This is a genomic window from Pantoea sp. E2023-21 (assembly GCF_051302795.1).
GTDB lineage: Bacteria > Pseudomonadota > Gammaproteobacteria > Enterobacterales > Enterobacteriaceae > Pantoea > Pantoea ludwigii_A.
This window is the reverse complement of sequence record NZ_CP195345.1, coordinates 77,602-91,526: the sequence shown is the minus strand read 5'-3', so window position 1 is coordinate 91,526 and position 13,925 is coordinate 77,602. Positions and strand designations below refer to the sequence as shown.

The following is a 13,925-nucleotide window of genomic DNA, read 5'->3' as shown; positions in this document are numbered from 1 at the left end:
TCGAGGAACTTCTTTTTGGTATTCCGGTAGCATCGATAACGTCAATTTGGCATACCAATAAGTGAGGCGGATATGGATTTTGAACAAACGATGATGGAGTTGCTGATCAATGCCGGTGAGGCGCGATCGCAAGCAATGATGGCGATCCAGCAAGCCCGCAAAGGTGACTGGCAAGGGGCGGATGACGCGTTAGCGGCGTCAGATGAGGCTGCAAAAGCGGCACATAAAATCCAGACCGCGTTGATTGGCGAAGATGAAGGCAGCGGCAAAGTGCCGGTTACGCTGATTTTGGTGCATGCGCAGGATCATTTGATGACCGCGATGCTGTGCCGCGATCTGGCTGGCGAGTTGGTGCTGTTACGCAAGGCGTTGCACGCTAAATGATGGCTTAGACAATGGGATGCGCTGCTGACATGCTGCTTCGCTAACATGGGCTTGAAATGGAGGTTTAGCCGGAGTTGAAGCTGGAAGGTCGCCTTTTTATGGCGTAATGCCGATCAGTTAAGCGCCGTACTCATCACCGCACATTTCGTAGCGGCGCGATTTATCACGCAATGCATTGCGCCGCTACACTGTGTGCACTCGGTAATGAGGGGTTTCATCTCATAAATGACGAGCATTACGCCATTTATGGCAACCGTATTAAACCCAATGCCGCATTCGCGCCCCAACCAAAATCAGGAATTGTTCGGTGGCGTGGCGTCGGTTTCGCTAAACGCTGGCTTCTGGCGAGTCACAGAGTAAACCACGTTTTTCGGGCTGTTTGGATCGGTGGTGACATCCACAGCTGCGATAGTCACTTTGCCAAAACCAAATAGCGTCTGTACATAACCACCAATCTGGTGTTTACCTGGCGCGACACGAATTTCTCGTTTCTCACCCTTCTTCAGCAGGCCCGCATCCTGACCATCCACCGTCACGTAGACGGAAGAACCGTCATCGGTACGCGTGACCAGATGTGAAACGTTGATCACCGTTGGGCCCGTCTCAAACGGAGAAGGTGAATCGTTGTTATCGATAGGCGCGCCAGTGGCAGGCTGAGCGGCTGAAGAATCTGCAGTTGCAGTGCTGTCAGGAGAGGTACCCGTAACGGCGGCAAGGCGTGCGCAGCCGGTAAGCATAATTGTTGCCATCAAAGTGGCCAAAGTAAAACGCGATAACATCGTGACGAAAACCCCTGCTAAATGAGAAGCGTTCATTTTAACGCGCCTTGCAGAGTGATGACAGTCACACAAATACAGTATTTTCCGAAAACCGGCGAAGATTTGTCTGGGTGCTAAGCGTGTCGCACGGAATGCGAATTGAAACGGCGGCCATAAAGGCCGCCGAGGGAGATTACCAGCTGTAATTCACTGACGCGACGATGGTACGACCGCTGCCGTAGAAACAGGCGCTCTCGTTACTGCACGAAGCCACGTAGTGCTTATCCGCGATATTGTTGACGTTAAATTGCAGCGTGGTGCCGCGCAGTGAACTCACCGCGTTGCCCAGTTCATATTTCGCCATCGCGTCATACAGCGTGTAATGCGGCACTTTGTCGGTGCCGGTTTCGTCCGCCGGTGTGGTGCCGGTGTAACGCACGCCGCTGCCCAGCGTAAAGCCGCTCAGCATGCCATCGAGGAAGGTATAACTGCCCCACGCTGACGCCGCATGACGCGGAATGCTGGACGGTGAATGGCCGATGCGATCGGTGATGCTGCTCTCTTTGGTTACGGCATCCGTGTAGGTATACGCAGCCAACAGTTTGATTTCTGGGGTAATCTGCGCATGCGCTTCGGTTTCAATCCCTTTCGAACGCACTTTACCGATCTGCTCGTTGTAACCGGTTTGACTGTTGTAGGCGGTAATGTTTTTCTGCGTTATATCAAACGCCGATACGGTGAATACCGCATCCCAACCCAGCGGCTGATACTTAACACCCACTTCGGTCTGTTCGCCGGTGGTCGGTTTGAACGGATCGGTGCCCGGCGCGCCGCTGCTCAGGTTAGGTTCAAAGGAGGTGCTGTAACTGACGTACGGCGAAATGCCGTTATCGAACGCATACAGCAGACCGGCGCGGCCGGTGAATTTATTGTCATTCTGCTGGGTTTCGCTGTCGTCGGTGCGATCCTGGGTGCGAATTTCGCTCCAGTCCTGACGACCCGACAGCAGCAGGTTCCATTGATTCCACTCCAGCTGATCCTGCAGATAAACGCCCACCTGATCGAGCTTTTTACGCGTGCTGGTGGTCAACGTCAGATCGCTCTCGTTGATGCTGATACGCGTCGGATTGGCCCAATCGAGGATGTATTGATCGCCGCTGTCGCGCCACAGCTGGTTATCCACGTCGCTCCACTTGTAATCCAGGCCGCCGAGCACGGTATGCGCGATGTTGCCGGTGTCAAACGTGGCTTTTAGCTGGTTATCGAGGCCCAACTCTTTCGACTTGATTTTGTCGTGTTGCGGACGGCGGTTGATCGAGTGATCGTTATCCGCATCAAAGGTATACACCAGATATTTGTACGATTCGTCCATATTGCTGTAGCGCAGATTCTGCGTAAAGCTGACGTTGTCGCTTAAATTGTGCTCGAAGATATAGCCAATCGACGTCTGTTCGCGCTTGGCTTGGTTAAAGCTCGGATCGCTGACGTTGAAATCGTAAGGAATGAAGCCTTGGCTGCTCTCTTTCAGCGTACCGCTGGCCGGCAGGAAGTTACGGTATCCCGCTTTCGGCTCGTTTTGGTACAGGGTCAGCAGCGTAAAGCTAGTGTCGGCGTTCGGCAGCCAGGTAATCGCTGGCGCAATCGCCATGCGCTGCTGTTTGTTGTCCTTCACGAACTCATGTTTGGTGCTGGCAATCCCATTCAGACGGTAAAACAGCGTGTTGTCATCGTTCAGCTTGCCGCCGAAATCAAACGCCGCTTCACCCAAATGCTGGTTGCCCGTGCTGAGCTGCACTTTGTGAATGCTCTGCGCGGTAGGACGCTTACTGGTCATGGCAACAATGCCACCCGGATTGACCTGCCCGTACAGCACTGAAGCTGGGCCGTGGATCATCTCTACGCGTTCCAGCAACCAGGGATCGATCTGCCCCGCCGCACCCGCCTGACCAGATAAGCCATAGCTCAAACCATCCAGGAATTTCGGCGCATAGCGGAAACCGCGCGCAATGATTTCATCGTTACGATTGGAGTTACCGCGATAGTTGGTGAGCACGCCGCTGGTGTAGCTCAATGCATCCGCCACCGATGCCGCAGCTTGATCGTCCATCTGTTCGCGCGTAATCACCGAAATGGATTGCGGGGTTTTGCGCAGCGGCGTAGCAATTTTGGTGCCTGCCGCGCTCTCTTTCGCCACATAACCCTGCAGCGGCGAGGTCACGCTTTCACGCGTGTCGGCGTTGACGGTAAGGGTCTCTTCAGCGGCCACGCTGAAAGCGGCCGGCGCCATCAGCAATGTTGAGGCCAGAGAAAGAGTCAGAGGATTGAATCTGAAGTGACGTGCCACAGCAGGTATTGCTGAATTTCTTGCTTTAACGGACATAGTTGCCATCTCTATTTCAAACTGCCTTGTAGATGAAATAATCCGTGCATTCGCCCTTGCCAAACGTCAATGGCTGTAACGGATTGAAATATTACTTTCTTGCGTTATTAACGGTCCTAATCTCCCTGCGTGACATCCTTCACAAAATAATCCACTGAAAATCCGAAGGTTTATTAGGTGCGAAAAATCATATTGCAAATGTAAATCGTTATCAATAGCATTTGCATTAGCTTTGATTAAGTAAAGACAGTGAACAAAATGTGGAGATGGGTTGCAGAATGTTTCTAATAAGCGCAGACAAAACGACACAAACGTGGATGCCTGCTGGCACTGTGGCGCAGTGGTTGCAACAGGACGATGTGGGCAGCGAAGGCTGGTGGCAGCGGCTGTTTGCGGTCGGTACGCCGCTGATTGAGCGTGATAAAGCCGGTCAAACACGCATGCACTTCTTCTGGCGCGATCCCGAAGGGCATTCCGCACTTTCTTCCACCCAACGGGTTTATGTCGATATTAACGGCGTCACCGATCACCACAGCCAAGCGCCAGAAAGTCTGGTGCGCGTGGGCGACAGCAATGTCTGGCATTGGTCAACCGCCATTGAGTCTGACTGGCGCGGCAGTTACAGCCTAATCCCCGCCACCGCGCAGCAGTTACCGCCGCTCTTTTGTGGCGATGATGCCGCCTGTCGCGCCCTGCAGCGCAAGTGGTGGATCTCGTTGATGCCGCTGGCAATTCCCGACAAATTCAATCCCACGCCGCCGTTTCTCAGCAGCCGCCGTTTTGCCCTGAGCAACGCGCACATGCCGGATGCACCGGATCAATCTGCCTGGCGCGCCCTGGATGCTGGCATGGCGGAAACCTGGCCGGATACGCTGCAAACCCTGCAATGGCACAGCGCGTTGCTCAACGTGACGCGCAACGTCTGGCTTTACAGCACCGGCAACACGGCTCGGCCTGAACAGCGTCCGCTGGCAATTCTGCTCGACGGGCAAAACTGGGTGTACGGCCAACCGATTTTCAGCGCGCTGGATCAGGTCACCGCCGATGGCGAATTGCCGCCCGCCTGTTGGCTGTTTCTCGATGTTATCGACAGCCAGCATCGCGAAGCTGAATTGCCGTGCAATGAAACCTTCTGGCAAGCAGTGCAGCAGGAACTGTTACCGCTGGCACGTCAACACGCGGTATTCAGCAGCGATGCCGACCGCACGCTGGTAGCCGGGCAAAGCTACGGCGGGCTCGCCGCGCTTTATGCCGGTTTGCACTGGCCGCAGCGTTTTGGCCGCATCCTCACGCAATCGGGCTCCTTCTGGTGGCCCAATCTGCAATACATCCGCGACTACGCCAATCGTCAGCAGCACGCGCCCGGTTTGCTACTGGAGCGGCTGCAACAGGGCGACTTACCGCCGGGCAAGCTGAAGATTTTCCAGGAAGTGGGCAATCGCGAGGCGGACATGGTGTACGTCAACCAGCAGATCGTCCCGGCGCTGCAGGCTGCAGGCCATGAAGTCCATTTTCGCCGCTACGCCGGAGGGCACGATGCGTTGTGCTGGCGCGGCGGTCTGATCGACGGTTGCCGCTGGCTACTGGCCGATTTTCTCTCCCCTACATCAACCTCTGAAGGTAAACACCATGTCTGAACAACAAAATCCGTTTGATAACGACGATCTCGATTTTCTGGTGCTGCTTAATGCGCGTCAGCAGTACAGCTTGTGGCCCGCTTTTGCCCCGGTTCCGGCTGGTTGGCACAACGTGGCGGGACCGCTGACGCGTAGCGCCGCCATTACGTTTATCGAAGCAAACTGGCACGACATGCGGCCAGCGACGCAACAGACGTCGTCTACCGCAGCTTAATTTTCTTTTTCGTTTTCTTTCAACAAGTTATTCCCGAAATCATTCACGCTGCAGCCAACGCGGCTGCAGCGTGCAGGATGACGGGAATTAGACAGGAATGGTCCTTTGGCATCGTCAAACAATCACTCTCCAGCCTATCCTTTAGTCGCGGCACAGCCCGGCATCTGGATCGCTGACAGCATTGCGCAGCAGCGCAATCAATTTACCGTGGCGCACTACAGCGTGCTGCACGGCAGCATCAATCGCGCGGCGCTCGATAGCGCCATTCAACAGGCCATGGCTGAAGCCGATACCGTGCAGGCGCGCTTTGGCCTCGACGATCACGGCAATCCGGCGCAGTGGTTAGGTGCGCAAGCGCCGGTCGCGCCGGAATGGCACGATTTCAGCCAGCGCGCCGATGCCAGCAGCCAGGCACACAAACTGATGCAGGCGGATCTCATCGCAGAACTGCCTGCCGACGGCGACAAACCGCTCTATCGCCATGCGCTTATGCGTATCGGCGACGGCAGCTGGTTGTGGTATCAGCGCTATCACCATTTGCTGGTGGATGGCTTCAGTTTTGAAGCGCTTACACAACGCGTCGCGACGATTTACGCCGCCCTTTGCGCCGGTAAACCCCCAGCGCCCTCGCCGTTTACGCCTTTCACCACGGTCATTGAAGAGATTCAGCAGTGGCAGGATTCGCCTGCCTATACGCGCTCCGCCCGTCACTGGCAACGCTACGCGGCTACGCTGCCGGAAGCCGTGACGCTCGGCAGCGAAAACATAAGTCATCCCGGCGAGCGCCCGATCAGTTGTCAGGTGACGCTGCCGCAACTGGCTTCGCTGCGTCAGCAGCAACAGCTCGCCGACAGCAGCGAAGGCGACATCGTCAGCGCGCTGTTAGTGGCCTATCTTGCCCGCTTCAGTAACAGCCAACGATTGTCGATCGGCTTCCCATTTATGCGCCGCATGGGTTCAGCCGCGATTTCCACCCTCGGTCCGGTGGTCAACGTGTTACCGCTGATCTTCAGCGTCAGCGATGAGATGACGTTGCCTGCGCTGGTGCAGCAGGTGCAGAACGAAATTCGCCAGGCGCGTCGTCATCAGCGTTATGAAGCGGAACAGCTGCGCCGCGACCTCGGTCTGGTCGGTAGCAGCCAGTCGCTGTATGGTCCGGTAATTAACGTCAAGGTTTACCACGACGATTTGCAATTCGACGGCCATCCTGCGCCCACCCACACGCTGGCGATGGGCCCGGTGGACGATCTGGAGTTTGAAGTCGGCTTCCGCGATGGCGCATTGCAGCTAACGCTGGTGGCTAACCCGCGCCGCTACGATGCGCAAACGCTACAACGTCACGCTGAGCGTATCAGCCATCTGCTTAGCCAGTTCGCGACGGATGCGACTATCACAGTGGGTGCGCTGTCGTTGCTGGCACCACAGGAACAGATTGACCTGCAACGCTGGTCAACCGGACCGACCCTCGTGCCGCCCGCCGAAACCCACACCATCGTCGATATTCTGCTGCAAGCCGCTAAGCAATATGGCGAGCAAACGGCGGTGGTGTGCGGCGATCGCAGCCTGAGTTATCGCCAGTTAGCCGATCGCGCCATGCAACTTGCACATCTGCTGCTGTCACGCGGCCTGCAGGCTGACGACGTGGTAGCGATTGGCATCCCGCGTTCGGTGGATTCACTGGTGGCGATGTTCGGCGTGCTGGCGAGCGGCGCGGCCTATATGCCGCTCGATCTCGACTACCCGCGTGAACGCTTAGCGCTGATGTGCGATGACGCCCAGCCTACGCTGCTGCTGACGCACTCCAGCACGCTGGCGCAAATGCCGGAGCTGCCGCATCTGCTGATTGACCAGATGACGTTGAAAACGCTTTCTACCGCACGACCTGACACCCTTCTGTGCGGCGACGATCTGGCCTACATGATTTACACCTCGGGATCGACCGGCCGTCCGAAAGGCGTAATGAGCACTCATCAAGGTTTGCTCAATCTGTTCCTTTCGCACCGCGAGCATCTGTTCGGCCCGGCCATTGCGCGCTTCAGCGCCAACAGCCCGCGGCGTATGCGTGCCGGTCACACCGCCTCCTTCTCGTTTGATTCCTCGTGGGAACCGCTGTTTTGCATGCTGATGGGCTGCGAGCTGAATATCTTCGACGAAGAGCTGCGCCGCGATGCGTGGGGCTTGATTCAACAGATGAATGCGGTGCCGGTCGATTTACTGGATATCACGCCGTCGTTCTTCTCGCAGATGATCGACAGCGGTCTGCTGGACGCCGATAACCATCGTCCATCATTTGTGATGATTGGCGGTGAAGCGGCCACGCCAACACTCTGGAAGCTGATGCAGCAACAGCAGCAGATGGCGATCCACAACTATTACGGCCCATCGGAATACACCATCGATACGCTCGGAGCCAGCGTCATGGCCTCACCGCAGCCGGTGATTGGTCGTCCGGTGGGTAACAGCGAAGTCTATCTGCTGGATAACCAACTGCGTCAGGTGCCGATCGGTTCTGTGGGCGAGCTGTATATCGCCGGAACTGGCATCGCGCGCGGTTATCTGCGTCGTCCCGATCTCACCAGCGCACGTTTTGTCGCCAACCCATTCCGCGACGGCGATGTGATGTACCGCAGCGGCGACCTGATGCGCTGGCGTCAGGATGGACAGCTGGCGTTTATTGGGCGTACCGATCACCAGATTAAAGTACGCGGCTTCCGTGTCGAACTGGGTGAAGTAGAAAACGCGCTGGTGGCGCTACCAGAAGTCAGCACCGCCGTAGTGATCGCCGAGGTGATAGGCGCCACGCATCGCCTGATTGGTTACTGCTCGGTGCAGGATGACGCGCTACGCGCTGATGCCGATCTCAACGCCCGTTTACTGACACAGCTTGCCACGCAACTGCCGGATTACATGGTGCCTGCGATTCTGATGGTGATGGATGAGTTGCCACTCAACGTAAACGGCAAGATTGATCGCCAGGCGCTGCCTACACCACAACAGGCGCAGCAGAGCCAGAGTCGCGCCGCCAGCACGCCGCAGGAGCAGCTGATTTGCCAGGCGATTGCCAGCCTGCTGGGGCTGGATAGCGTTGGCGCTGAAGATGATTTCTTCGCGCTCGGCGGCGACAGCATCTCAGCGATGGGACTCAGCACCGCCGCTCGTCGCGCCGGCTATCTGTTGCGTCCACGCGACATCTTCGCCGAACGTACCGCCGCACGCATGGCGCGGGGATTGCAACCGCTGGCGCAGCACAACACCGGCGCACGCGTGGTGCAACAGGGCGCGATTGGCGGATTGCCGATTCTGCACTGGTTCAACGCGCAGGCGGGCATCAATGCGCGCTTTGCTCACGGCGTGCTGCTGTCGGTGCCACCGCCGTTACAGCGCGCACAGTTAGAACAACTGATTGATCAGCTGGCGCAGGCACATCCGGCGCTCAACGCCTTCACGCGCGGCGATCAGCTGATTATTGGCGAAGCGCTGGCGTCGCGCCCTGCCCGCGTGCGTGTGCTTAACGTGCAGGATCGCGACAGCGCAGCGGAACAGGCGTTTACCGAAGATGCTGCGGCGCTCGATCCGGCTAACGGCGCGCTGCTTCGCGCCACGCTGCTGCAGCAGGAGGGCGCGAGCTGCGGGATGGTGTTGACGTTGCATCACCTGATTGTTGATGGCGTCTCCTGGCGTGTATTGCTGGATGAACTGCAACAGGCCGGTGATGCGTTGATCGAAAATACGCCGCGGGTGATCCCCGCTGAGGAAACCTCGCTGCACGACTGGTCAGCGGCGCTACTGGCGAACCTCTCGACGCGCGCCACCGAATTACCGTTCTGGCAGCAGATGCTGGCCGAACCGTTGCCACTTATCGGCCAACGTGCGATTCAGCACAACGATCGCCAACAGCATCAACGCACGCTGTTGGATGCATCGACCACGCACGCGCTGCTCAACACGCTGCCGCAGCACTATCGGTCCACCAGCGAAGAGCTGCTGCTGACGTTGCTGACTCTCGCTCTGCGCCACCTCAACGGCAGCGCGCGGCAACGCGTCACACTCGAGTCACACGGCCGTGCCGAACTGCATGAGCAGCAGGATCTGGCGCGCACCGTCGGCTGGCTGACGGCGGAATTCCCGGTGCTGCTGTCGTTGCCAGACAATCCACACGCGCCGCTCAATGACTGCGTACGCGCAGTGAAAGCGGCACTGCGTGCGGTGCCGGATCGCGGCATTGGCTACGGGCAACTGCGCTGGCTCGATGCGCATCGCGGCGTGACGTTAGCCAAACTGGCGGCACAACAGGCGCCGCAGGTGCTGTTTAACTATCTGGGACGCTTCTCACAACGCAGCGGTAACTGGTCGCCACAGCGTACCGCACAGCAGTTCCGCGACACCTTCGCAGTGGTACAGGATGAGGCGCTGCCGCTGCAGCACGCGCTGGAACTCAACGTCTTCGTTGAGGAGCAGCTGAACGCGGCGCAGCTGGCGCTGAACTGGAGCTGGGCGGAGGGCGTGCTGGACGCCGAGGCGATTGCGGCGTTACATCAGGCAATGGCCAGCGCCGCGCAAGCGCTGATAGCGCTGGCACAGCAACAGCCGCTGCAAGCTGCCAATACGCTGGTTGCCGCTGACGTGGCGCTGGAAGGCGTCGATGATGCCGTGCTGCAACAGCTGCATGCGCGTCACGGCACCTTTAGCCATGCGCTGCCACTGTTGCCGCTGCAGAAAGGTCTGCTGTTCCACGCGCAAACCACCGCGCAGCGTGGCAGCTATAACTCACTAACGCGGCTGACGCTCAGCGGCGACATCAACGCCGCGGCGGTACAAACCGCACTAAACACGGTGTTACAGCGTCATCCCCAGTTGGCAGCACGCTTCGACGCCGAAATCAGCCTGCAACCGCTGCAGCTGTTACCAGAGGGTGAATTACACTGGCCACTCGCGCTGCATCAACTGGGCGACGACGACGAAAATCTGGCGCTGCTGGCGCTGGAGCATCAGGCGCTGACGGAGGATCTGTTTAGCCAGCCGATCATGCTGCAAGCCACGTTAATCGCTCATCGCGATGGGGTGCGCTGGACGTTGCTGCTTAACGCGCATCATCTGGTGGTGGATGGCTGGTCAACGCCGGTGATCCTCAACGATCTGCTCAGGGCGCTGCGCCAGCAAACGTTGCCAGCGCACAGCAGCAGCTACGCCGACATTGTGCGTCAGCTCAGCCAGCGCGACAGCAATGAAGCGCGTCAGCAGTGGCAAGCCTATCTGAAAGGGGTTCGTCCAACCTTGCTCTATCCGCAAGCCGCTGACAGCCCGGTCCACGAAAAGCGCATTACGCTGGATGCCACGCTGGAACGTGAGCTCTTCGCGCTGTGCCGGGCGCGCGGCTTAACCCTTAACACCGTGATGCAAGGATTGTGGGGGTTGATGCTGTCCGTCGCCAGCGGCCAGCAAGACGTGGTGTTTGGTGCGCCGGTTTCGGGCCGATTCGGTCAGATTGACGGCATCGATCAGCACGTTGGCCTGTTCAGCAACACGCTGCCGGTACGCGTGTGCTTCGATCATCAGCGTCCATTACTGGTGCAACTCGCCGATCATCAGGCGCAGCACATCCAGCTGATTGAGCAGGATTGCCTCGGTCTCGCCGAGATTCAACAGGGGATTGGCGCCGGTACGCTGTTCGACACTTTGCTGGTGGTGGAGAACTATCCGGACAATCAAACGCTGCTGGAGGCCAACGCCCTCGTGCGCTGCGAAGCGATTCATAACCGCGGGTATACGCATTATCCCCTGACGTTACTGGTGCTGCCGGGCGAACAGCTGACGCTGCTGATGGAGTATCGCGATTGCGTTAGCGAGCCGCAACGTCTTGCCGAGCGACTGTTACTGCTGCTGCAACAGCTGGTCAGCACGCCGGATCTGCCGTTAACACAGTGGAAGCTACAAACGCTGGCCGAGCAATCGCTGCTTGCCTGGGTCAACAACACCGGCGTGCAGCTGGAAAGCGAAACCCTGCAGCAGGCGATTGCCCAGCAGGCGGCGCGCACACCGGACGCGCTCGCGCTGATGGATAGCGAGCATCGTCTGAGTTACGGCGAAATGCAGCGTCAAGCCACGCTGCTGGCGGATCGTTTGATTGAAGCGGGCGTGATGCCGGGCGATATCGTTGCCGTGGCACTGCCGCGCTCGGTGCGTCTCAGCATCGCGCTCAGCGCCATCCTGCAGGCGGGCGCGGCGTATTTGCCGCTGGATATCGGTTATCCGGATGAGCGTCTGGCATATATGGTGGAAGACGCGCGACCGTGGGTGCTCATCACCGAATCCTCACTGGAAACCCGCTTTGCCCCCTTCGGCACGCTGATGATGTTTGATGCCTTAGCAGGTGAACATATTCAGTCGCGCCACAGCTTGCCGAAAGCGGATGCAAACCGCCCAGCTTACGTGCTCTACACCTCGGGATCGACCGGCAAACCAAAAGGCGTGGTGGTGAATCAACACGCCATCGTCAACCGCCTGCGCTGGATGCAGGCCAGCTACCCGCTGCGCGCCGACGACGTGGTGTTGCAGAAGACGCCATGCAGCTTCGATGTCTCGGTATGGGAGTTCTTCTGGCCGCTGATGGCCGGTGCGCAGCTGATGATGGCCCCACCGGAGGCGCATCGCGATCCGCAGGCGCTGTGGCAGCTGATTGACGACTACCGCGTCACGACCCTGCACTTCGTGCCATCCATGCTGGCGGCTTTTGTCGGTCATCTATCCGCGCAAACCGAGCGGGCTTGCCCAACGTTGCGCCGCGTGTTCTGCAGCGGTGAAGCGCTGGCGTGCGACCTGGCGCGCAGCTATCAGGATGTGATCGCCGCGCCGCTGCACAACCTCTACGGCCCCACCGAAGCCGCCGTCGATGTCACCTGGCAACCGGCCAGCGGCAGCGCGCTGGAAGGCCTCAACGGGCTGGGCGTGCCGATTGGTCGTCCGGTGTGGAACACCCAGTTGCACATCCTCGATAGTCTGCTGCGACCGGTGCCGGTTGGCGTGCCGGGCGATCTCTATCTCAGCGGCGTGCAGTTGGCCGATGGCTATTTGCATCGCGCTGACCTCACTGCGCAGCGCTTTGTCGCCGCGCCGTTTGCCGAAGGCGAGCGCATGTATCGCACCGGCGATATCGCCAGCTGGCGCGCTGACGGTGCGGTGGAGTATCTCGGCCGCAGCGACGACCAACTGAAGATGCGCGGGCAGCGTATTGAGCCCGGCGAGATCGAACAGGCTTTAGTGGCGCTACCGGGCGTTGCACAGGCGGTGGTGGCGGCTCGCACCTTGACGCAGCAGTCAACGCCGGGCGTCGATAACCGTCAGCTGCTGGGCTGGCTGGTGGCCAAAGCAGGTGTCACGCTGGATATCGAAACGGTGAAGCAGCAGCTGAGCGAACGTCTGCCGGCACATATGCAGCCGGTTAGCTATCTGCTGCTCGATGATCTGCCGCTCAGCGCCAACGGGAAACTGGATCGCAAAGCGCTGCCGATGCCGCAGCTCAGTGCGCGCAGCGGCCGCCTGCCGGACAGCGCCAACGAACGTTTGCTGGCGGATCTGTTCCAGCAGTTGCTCGGTTGCGACAGCGTATTTGCCGATGACGATTTCTTCGCGCTCGGTGGTCATTCGCTGCTGGCGATGCGTCTGGCAGCGGAACTGCGTCGGCGTAAAGTGCCGCCGCTCAGCGTTGGCCAGATCATTGCCGCGCGCAGCGTGGAGAAACTGGCGGCGCTGCTTGACGGCGGTGCGAACAATGAAAGCGGTGGCAACGGCGAACTGCTGCCGCTGCGCGCCGGTCACGGCCCAACACTGTTCTGTATCCATCCGGCATCCGGTTTCGCCTGGCAGTACAGCGCCCTGCTGCACTATCTCGACGGCGATTTCCCGATTGTCGGCCTGCAATCGCCGCGTCCCAACGGCGTGATTGCCGCGTGTCATAGCGTTGAGGCGATGTGTGACCACCATCTGCAGGCGATTCGCCAGCAGCAGCCGAGCGGTCCTTATTTCCTGCTGGGCTATTCACTCGGCGGCACGCTGGCACACGGGATTGCGGCACGTTTGCAGGCGCAGGGTGAAACGGTGGCATTTCTTGGCCTGCTGGATACCTATCCGGCAGAAGGTCAGGATTGGCGCACGCCAGATGCCGACGAGGCGGAACAGGAAGTGGCGCGCGAGCAGGCCGAATTTATGGCCGCCACTGAAGATGAGCGCGATCCGCTGCTGCGTGAAGAGAAGGCGGTGATGTTTAGCACCATCGTCGCCAACTACAAAGACGCCGTCGCGCGCCTCGCCGAAGCACGTACCCCGCGTTATGCCGGCAAAGCCACACTGTTCATGGCCGAGAGAACGCTGCCGCAGGGTATGGATGTGCGCGCCAGTTGGGCACCGTTTGTTGATGAATTAACGATTTTCCCGCTGGACTGTGAACACGCCGATATTCTCTCGGCCGATTCGCTGAAGGTGCTGGGTCCGTTGATCAATCGTTTGTTTACCGAGATCAAATAAAGCACTCATCGTAGCGGCGCAATTCATTGCGC

6 protein-coding genes are annotated in these 13,925 nt (G+C 58.8%); 4 read left to right on the top strand and 2 right to left on the bottom strand.

From position 1 onward, the window contains the following. Positions 1-72 precede the first annotated feature (72 nt). Positions 73-384, top strand: a complete 312-nt coding sequence (locus tag ACRQ84_RS19430) for a PTS lactose/cellobiose transporter subunit IIA (RefSeq protein ID WP_064739852.1) — start codon at positions 73-75, stop codon at positions 382-384. A gap of 293 nt (positions 385-677) precedes the next feature. On the opposite strand, the gene ACRQ84_RS19425 is transcribed toward ACRQ84_RS19430, so the two are convergent. Both ACRQ84_RS19425 and ACRQ84_RS19420 read right to left on the bottom strand, forming a co-directional pair. Continuing rightward, positions 678-1,163: a hypothetical protein gene (locus tag ACRQ84_RS19425; RefSeq protein WP_483818497.1), complete on the bottom strand. Its 486-nt coding sequence runs from the start codon at positions 1,161-1,163 to the stop codon at positions 678-680. A 172-nt stretch (positions 1,164-1,335) separates the two neighbouring features. Continuing rightward, entirely contained in the window at positions 1,336-3,429 is a 2,094-nt protein-coding gene (locus ACRQ84_RS19420; RefSeq protein WP_483818281.1) for a TonB-dependent siderophore receptor, read from the bottom strand. Between the two features lie 371 nt (positions 3,430-3,800). Here ACRQ84_RS19420 and fes point away from each other — a divergent pair, with 371 nt between their 5' ends. The 3 genes from fes (at position 3,801) to ACRQ84_RS19405 (ending at position 13,893) form a co-directional block, all read left to right on the top strand. Continuing rightward, positions 3,801-5,159 (top strand): enterochelin esterase, encoded by a 1,359-nt coding sequence (gene fes / locus ACRQ84_RS19415; RefSeq protein WP_483818280.1) that lies wholly within the window; start codon positions 3,801-3,803, stop codon positions 5,157-5,159. Continuing rightward, positions 5,152-5,373: an MbtH family protein gene (locus ACRQ84_RS19410; RefSeq protein WP_064739849.1), complete on the top strand. Its 222-nt coding sequence runs from the start codon at positions 5,152-5,154 to the stop codon at positions 5,371-5,373. Before fes ends, ACRQ84_RS19410 begins: the two co-directional genes overlap by 8 nt. Positions 5,374-5,478: 105 nt before the next feature. After that, positions 5,479-13,893: an amino acid adenylation domain-containing protein gene (locus ACRQ84_RS19405; protein ID WP_483818279.1), complete on the top strand. Its 8,415-nt coding sequence runs from the start codon at positions 5,479-5,481 to the stop codon at positions 13,891-13,893. The last annotated feature ends 32 nt before the right edge of the window (positions 13,894-13,925 follow it).

Excerpts from the sequence above, each read along its gene's own strand:
- ACRQ84_RS19430 (WP_064739852.1), top strand. The coding sequence starts at position 73 with ATGGATTTTGAACAAACGATGATGGAGTTGCTGATCAATGCCGGTGAG.
- ACRQ84_RS19425 (WP_483818497.1), bottom strand. The coding sequence starts at position 1,163 with ATGTTATCGCGTTTTACTTTGGCCACTTTGATGGCAACAATTATGCTT.
- ACRQ84_RS19420 (WP_483818281.1), bottom strand. The coding sequence starts at position 3,429 with ATGGCGCCGGCCGCTTTCAGCGTGGCCGCTGAAGAGACCCTTACCGTC.
- fes (WP_483818280.1), top strand. The coding sequence starts at position 3,801 with ATGTTTCTAATAAGCGCAGACAAAACGACACAAACGTGGATGCCTGCT.
- ACRQ84_RS19410 (WP_064739849.1), top strand. The coding sequence starts at position 5,152 with ATGTCTGAACAACAAAATCCGTTTGATAACGACGATCTCGATTTTCTG.